The sequence below is a fragment of the Mycobacterium talmoniae genome (genome assembly GCF_001854525.1).
GTDB classification, from domain to species: Bacteria; Actinomycetota; Actinomycetes; order Mycobacteriales; family Mycobacteriaceae; genus Mycobacterium; species Mycobacterium talmoniae.
Window position 1 is genome coordinate 1 of the sequence record NZ_MLQM01000314.1, and the last position, 2,200, is coordinate 2,200.

3 protein-coding genes are annotated in these 2,200 nt (G+C 68.7%); all 3 read right to left on the reverse strand.

Going from position 1 to position 2,200, the window contains the following annotated elements:
- Positions 1 to 1,486 (reverse strand): radical SAM protein (locus tag BKN37_RS26925; protein ID WP_071030338.1); only part of this gene is annotated, 1,486 nt, incomplete at its 3' end.
- A gap of 8 nt (positions 1,487 to 1,494) precedes the next feature.
- Positions 1,495 to 1,884, reverse strand: a complete 390-nt coding sequence (locus tag BKN37_RS28995; protein WP_071030334.1) for a hypothetical protein — start codon at positions 1,882 to 1,884, stop codon at positions 1,495 to 1,497.
- Positions 1,885 to 1,886: 2 nt separating this feature from the next.
- Positions 1,887 to 2,200 (reverse strand): hypothetical protein (locus tag BKN37_RS29435; RefSeq protein ID WP_165618414.1); only part of this gene is annotated, 314 nt, incomplete at its 5' end.

Genomic DNA, 2,200 nt, shown 5'->3' on the forward strand with positions numbered 1-2,200 from the left:
GTATAAGAGACAGGGCCTGCACGGCGAAAAACGGTGCGCACTGATCCTGGGCGGCGCGGGTGCCGACGTGCACACAGCACTGCACCAGCCGCTCCTCGAGCATCGTCGAGAGATCCATGAACGGTTTGACGGTGATGCGGACCATCCGCTCACCGAACAACCGGCGCAACTTGTGCCGCCGTCCGGGCAGGGCCGTGGCGGCCAACGTCAGCAGGGTGGGCATGCCCAGGTCGCAGTTCTCGCAGATGTTGCGCCAGATCTGGGCCAGCTGCGGGTCGGACAGCGAGGACCGCTCGGACAGCAGACCCAGCAGCGATTCCCGCACCGCCAGCTGCAACTCGCGCGGCAACTCGGCATCGGCGATACGGTTGGCGACCAGCCCCAGCTGCTGTTTGAGCCGGTCGTGGCCGATCAGGGCGACCAGGGAACGCCACTGGTTGTGGTCGTCGCGCAGCAGGTAACCCACCGAGCAGCAGTGCGGGTGCGAACACGGCAGCGCGGTCAGGTCCCGCCAGCCGACCAGACCGTCGGTTTGCCGGGCCAGCCGTTTGAGCACGCCGGTGTGGGTGAGCCGGTCGAGGGGATCGACGCGCCCCGAGCGTCCCGAGGAGAACTGCGGCTGAATCGACACCCCGCCCACGAACGGGGTGTCCAGCGCCACCTTGATGACGTCACCGATCTCGCCGTCGTTGACCCCCAGCGCCGCCGTCATCACCAGCGTGGTGAAGATCTCGCGGCGCGAAAGCCGGTGCAGGGCAGCCTGCTTGATCCGCCGCAGGTCGCCGCCGCGGTGATGGTGGTGGGCGGCCAGGCTGTGCCCGTCGTATTGCAGGTACACCTCGACCCGCTCCCGGTGCGCGGTGAGCAGGTCGAGTAGGCCGTCGTCGGTGGCGATCCGGACCCCGTTGCTGTTGACCAGGATCCGGGTGATCGGCCGGGCGGTGAGCTCGGTCAGCAGCTCCGGCAGCTGCGGATGCAGGGTGGGTTCGCCGCCGGACAGCATCAGCACGTCGAGCCGGCCGTTCTCCCGGTCCAGGCGCTGGTCGACGTTGGCCAGCACCTCCTCGATCGCGACGACGTTGCGCAGCTCCGGGGACGAGTCGGTGAAGCAGGTGGGGCAGCGCAGGTTGCAGGTTTCGGCGATGTCCTCCAACAGGATGCAGGTGTGCTGGGTTTGCATTTCGGGCAGGCCACGCAGATACGCCGACGGGATCGGGTCGAAGTTGCCGGGGGTGTCCGGCGTGTGGGCCTTGCTGGGTGCGGTCCACTCCTCCAGGTAGGCCAGGATCTCGGGATCCTCGTCGTAGAGGGTGCGGACCAACCCGTGCACCGGGCAGCCCCGCTCCAACCACACCCGCCCGTCCCGCTCGGCCAGCCAGCCACTGAGCCGGGCGACGTCGCGCAGCGGGCGGTCCGGCTGTTCGGTGTGGCAGTGCGGGCAGAAGGCGTTGACGTAGCGCAACACCCGGTCGCCGCGCAGATCCATGCCGCTCATCACAGTCCGCCGTAGATCGCCGGGTTCAATCCGGTGCAGATGCCGACGCTGAGCACGGAGGTCAGCGCCCAACCGACCATCAGGCCGATGCCCAGCCCCTTCGCCCGTGGTGTCCCCTCCGCGACCAGCGCGCCGCCGACACCGAATGCGATGCCGGCGAGCACCACCGCGTTGGTAATCCCGACCACGGTTGTCGAGGCCACCTGGGAAACAAAGTTCAAGACGATAAACCAGACAGCGACGTTGACCACCCAGTAGAGAAATACGCCGGTGACCGCGTGCCCGACGACCGTACCGGCGTCGCCGGTCGGCCGCGGCGGCCGACCATCCGGGTCACCGGGTGGCGGCCAACCGCCAGGCGGTGGTTCCGGAGGTGGTGGATTCGTCATCGTCAGCCCTCCATCAGCTCGGTGCAGGCGCGCGCGATCTCACCCACCACCCCCACCGCCAGCGCGACGATGGTGGTGATCGCCCAGCCGATCATCAGCCCGCAGCCCAGGCCGGTCGCCCAGGGTTTGCGCACCGCCAGCAGCCCGCCGCCGCCGGCGAACGCGACCACGAACAGGCTCACCGTCACGATCGTGAAATTCGGTGCGATCCACCCGACCAGGAGGTAGATCACCACGGCGAGCAGCACCCCGGCGGCCGCCATGCCGAAGATCGTGAGGGTTTTCGCACCGGATCCGCGGGGCCGCGGTAGTGGGC

Coding starts and splice junctions, on each gene's coding strand:
- BKN37_RS28995 (WP_071030334.1), bottom strand. CDS start 1,884: ATGACGAATCCACCACCTCCGGAACCACCGCCTGGCGGTTGGCCGCCA.